Consider the following 1,595-nt stretch of genomic DNA (forward strand, 5'->3'; position numbering starts at 1 on the left):
GTCGGGCAGCTCGACGGTGAGCTCGTCCACGCGGGCCAGCAGCCCACGGGCGAGCAGGCGCTGGACGGGGTGGTCAGGCGGCGTGCCGTCGCCCGCGGCGCTGGTGCGGCCGATCGGGTTGCCCTCGGCGAGGCGGTGCAGCAGCGCCGACTCGTCGTCCGTCGCCTCGGCGATGTCGGCGCGGATCTCGTCGAGCGTTCGCGCAGCCGCGGGCCCGGTGAGCTGCGGGGTGCGCCACGGGAGCGCGTCGCCGATCAGCGACGGCACGCTCAGCAGATCGTCGGGCCCCCACACGAGGCAGAGCGAGCGGAGCCGCCGCAGGCGCGCGGCGACCTGTGCTTTCAGGGCCCGTCCCTTCAACGCCGCGTACACGTCCGCGGCTCGCACTGGACGGCGCCGGGCGCCCAGGGCCACGAGCGTCTCGATCACCGCGAGGGCGAGCAGGTCGAGGTGCTCGGCGGCGCGCCCGATGGACGGCCCGGAGCACAGGCGCGACGCGAGCACGTCGAAGTTCGCGGGAACGGGGGAGGCCACGTCGCGGCGCTCGGCGAGCAGCGCGGCGATCTCGGCGTCGGAGCGGGACCGCAGCCAGGCGGGCAGGGTCTGCGGGGCGGGTGAGGTCTGCGTGGGACGGGAGGTCTGCGTGGGACGGGAGGTCTGCGGGCGGCGTGAGCTGCCGGCCTCGTGTTCGGAGGCGCCGTCGGTCCCGCGTCCTGTCACCGGTACAGCCTACGGCGGCCGTACATGTCAGAATAGCGACGTGTCTGAGACCGCGAAGAGCAGCAAGCCCGGCTACGTCGATCACGGCTGGCCCCAGGAGATCGCCGACGCCGGCGAGCACGCCGTATCGGAGTTCGCGGCGCCGCTGGTGGGGGCGCTGTCGCCGTTCGGCGAGGTGACGTTCCCGCAGGCCCACATCCCCTATATCCATCCCGATACGCGGGTCAACCGCTGACGGGACACCCAGTGACCGGCGGGCCCGTCTCGTCGGCTGATGGGCTCACGCACGTCGACGAGAGCGGCGCCGCCCGCATGGTCGACGTGTCGGGGAAGGCGGCCACCACCCGGACCGCGGTGGCGGCCGGCGAGTTCCGCACCACCGCGGCCGTGCTGGCCGCGATCCGCGCCGATGCCGTGGCCAAGGGCGACGTACTCGCCGTCGCGCGGATCGCCGGCATCGCGGCCGCCAAGCGCACCGCCGACCTCGTGCCGCTGTGTCATCCCCTGCCGCTGACGTCGGTCACTGTCGACCTCGAGCCGGCGGACACCGCGGTGGCGATCACAGCGACGGTCCGGTGCACGGGCGCGACGGGCGTCGAGATGGAGGCCCTGACAGCGGTCACGGTCGCCGGCCTCACGCTGCACGACATGGTCAAGGCGATGGATCCCGCCGCGGTGCTCACCGACGTGAGGGTCCTGCGCAAGGAGGGCGGGAAGACGGGCCTGTGGGTCCGCGCCGCCGATACCACCCCCGGCGGTCCGGACGCCGAGGAACCGGCCGCGGAGGCTCCCGACCAGGCGGGTCCTGCCGCGGCGATCGTGGTCGCGTCCACGCGGGCGGCGGCGGGCGAGCGGGCCGACGGCACCGGCCCCCT

Annotated in this window: 2 protein-coding genes and 1 pseudogene; 2 read left to right on the top strand and 1 reads right to left on the bottom strand. The window is 74.8% G+C overall.

All coding sequences use genetic code 11. The annotated features are described in order from the left end of the window. Nucleotides 1-720: pseudogene (locus ABD908_RS27255) on the bottom strand (helicase-associated domain-containing protein); the annotation flags it as partial. A gap of 40 nt (nt 721-760) precedes the next feature. Here ABD908_RS27255 and ABD908_RS27260 point away from each other — a divergent pair. Both ABD908_RS27260 and moaC read left to right on the top strand, forming a co-directional pair. After that, entirely contained in the window at nt 761-955 is a 195-nt protein-coding gene (locus ABD908_RS27260) for a hypothetical protein (protein ID WP_345002026.1), read from the top strand. 77 nt (nt 956-1,032) lie between these two features. Further along, nucleotides 1,033-1,595: cyclic pyranopterin monophosphate synthase MoaC (moaC, locus tag ABD908_RS27265; RefSeq protein ID WP_345002028.1), on the top strand; the 563-nt coding region annotated here is incomplete at its 3' end.

The sequence above is a fragment of the Tsukamurella soli genome (assembly GCF_039541155.1).
In the GTDB taxonomy this organism is placed as follows: Bacteria; Actinomycetota; Actinomycetes; order Mycobacteriales; family Mycobacteriaceae; genus Tsukamurella; species Tsukamurella soli.